This window comes from Aquimarina agarivorans, assembly GCF_000218485.1.
GTDB lineage: Bacteria > Bacteroidota > Bacteroidia > Flavobacteriales > Flavobacteriaceae > Aquimarina > Aquimarina agarivorans.
In genome coordinates this window covers 1-2,444 of record NZ_AFPB01000031.1, presented here as the reverse complement: position 1 = coordinate 2,444, position 2,444 = coordinate 1, and the positions used below count along the sequence as shown (strand labels likewise).

Genomic DNA, 2,444 nt, shown 5'->3' with positions numbered 1-2,444 from the left:
GTCCAATACCAAAGTATAAAAAGAAATAACTTTTTTACTATAGTGTTAAATTACAAATAATTTAACAAATTTATATTTTTAATGTTAGCTAGCTAACATTGTGTTGAAGTCATAGGTTATATTTTTGAACAAATAAAAGTTTTGTTTAGTAAAATAGTATAATTATGAAACGTTTTTTACACACTAAGAGGTTCAAAATTTTATTTTTTGCTACCTTTTTAAGTGGAATGAGCTTATCCTTTGCACAAGCCATTCCTCGTTTAACTAAAGTGGATCCCGAAAATAATTTGGTAACGGTGACCAACTTTGGCGACCAACCTGTAAATCTTATTGACTATTGGTTTTGTCTTGGTCCAGGAACTTACCAAAGATTAGGTGCTTTAACACCAGTTTCGGGAAGTATAAACTTAACTGCAAATCAAAACTGTAACATTGCCTTACCAAATGCCGGAAGCTGGTAGTGGTCTATCTTTTTAAAGTGCTCCAAACTTTTCATCAGTAGATGCTATTGAAGATTTTGCACAATGGCGAGTAGATGGCAATGCAAGAGAGGGTTTGGCTGAAAGTAAAGGGGTATGGACAGCTGGCGATTTTATAGACGATACAGGTGTTTATAGTTATATTGGTGATGGTACTGAAAATGGATTAGCCCAGTGGGAAGCTTCATTAGTAGATGCCGGGATATTAACGGGCGGTCCATTTGAATTTTTTGTTGGTGATGGAGTAGCAGATAACATTCCTGCAGATGGTATAACGATAGCAGGGGGTGTAGGTTCAGAATCAGCATGGGTAGTAACCGATGAGGATTTAAATATATTAGGATTGCCATCAACATTTTCGGCAGTTAATTTTGATACTGCAGGTTTAGGAACATGCTTAGTATGGTACTTACGTCACGATGGTTCGTTAACAGGAGCAGCTATTAATGCAAATGCAGGTACTGATTTAGGTGGGAATTTTGATCTTTCAAACCCGATAGAGGTAGTAAGGAAGACTGTTGATGCCGGTGTTTTAAGTGGCGGTCCTTTTAAATTTTTAGTTGGTGATGGAGTAGCGGATAATATTCCTGCAGATGGTATCACTATCGAAGGTGGTGTAGGCGCAGAATCTGCATGGGTAGTGACCGATGAAGACCTAAATATACTAGGATTGCCCCCAACGTTTTCGGCTGTTAATTTTGATACTGCTGGTTTAGGAACGTGCTTAGTATGGTATTTACGTCACGATGGCTCATTAACTGGTGCAGCTATGGGAGCAAATGCTGGTACTGATTTAGGAGGAAATTTTGATCTTTCAAATCCAATTGAAGTGGTAAGAAATACAGTGGATGCAGGTGTTTTGAGTGGAGGTCCATTTAATTTTTGTGTCGAGGATGGGGTAGCGGACAATATTCCAGCCGATGGTATCACTATCGAAGGAGGTGTAGGATCAGAATCTGCATGGGTAGTAACTGATGAGGACTTAAATATATTAGGTTTACCACCAACATTTACGGCAGTAGATTTTGATGGAGCAGGAGCTGGAACATGTTTAGTATGGTACTTACGCCATGATGGTTCATTGGGTGGAGCAGCTATTAATGCAAATGCTGGAACAGATTTAACAGGAAATTTTGACCTATCAAACCCTATAACAGTGAATAGAGTTGTTGGAGGAGATTGTGCAACATTATCAATAAACGAATTTGATACAGAATTACCTGTAACAATTTTTCCTATACCAGCGAGCGATAGTTTAACTATTAGTACAACTAATGCTTCTGGAGATCTTGATATCAAAATCTACAGTTTAACAGGTCAAGAGGTTCTTGAAACTGTTGCAATTTCCCAATCGGGAAGTGTAACTTTCGATGTTCAAAATTTAGAACCAGCTGTTTACATTTTAAGTATAACAGATAAAGATGGAAAGAAACAGTCTTTTGAACAAATTGTGATTGAATAATTTCCGAGGAATATAAAAATTTCAAAATATTTAAACCACCTATTTTTAGGTGGTTTTTTATTGGTTATTTTGAGTAAAATTAATTATAATTATTTGATTACAAGGTTTTTATTGGTCTTAAAAATAGTTAAAACTATGTACTTTAGTGCATTTCGCTTTTAGCTTCTAAAAATTTATCTTCGTATAATGTCTTATCAACGAAGTAATGGTCATAGCGTAAGTCGGTTAACAGTTCACTTAGTTTGGAGTACAAAATACAGATATTCAGTATTGCAAGGAGATATAAAGCAGCGTTGTCGTACAATTTTGATACAGATTTGTTAATCAGAGGATGTCAATATTCTAAAGGGAGTTGTCTCAACGAACCATGTCCATATGCATGTTGAATACCGACCTTCATTATCGATAAGTGATTTGGTTAAGAAATTAAAAGGAAGAAGTTCTAGGAAATTACAACAAGAGTTTCCAGAGTTAAATAAGCGTTATTGGGGTCGTCATTTCTG

2 protein-coding genes and 1 pseudogene are annotated in these 2,444 nt (G+C 36.0%); all 3 read left to right on the top strand.

What is annotated here, in order from left to right; genetic code table 11:
- Nucleotides 1–164: 164 nt before the first annotated feature.
- The gene (locus GMC_RS23325) at nucleotides 165–461 is read left to right on the top strand and encodes a hypothetical protein (RefSeq protein WP_010520426.1); all 297 of its coding nucleotides are present in this window, start codon (nucleotides 165–167) and stop codon (nucleotides 459–461) included.
- Between the two features lie 94 nt (nucleotides 462–555).
- Nucleotides 556–1,941 (top strand): T9SS type A sorting domain-containing protein, encoded by a 1,386-nt coding sequence (locus tag GMC_RS23320; RefSeq protein ID WP_010520425.1) that lies wholly within the window; start codon nucleotides 556–558, stop codon nucleotides 1,939–1,941.
- A 186-nt stretch (nucleotides 1,942–2,127) separates the two neighbouring features.
- Nucleotides 2,128–2,444, top strand: a pseudogene (tnpA, locus tag GMC_RS23315) (IS200/IS605 family transposase); the annotation flags it as partial.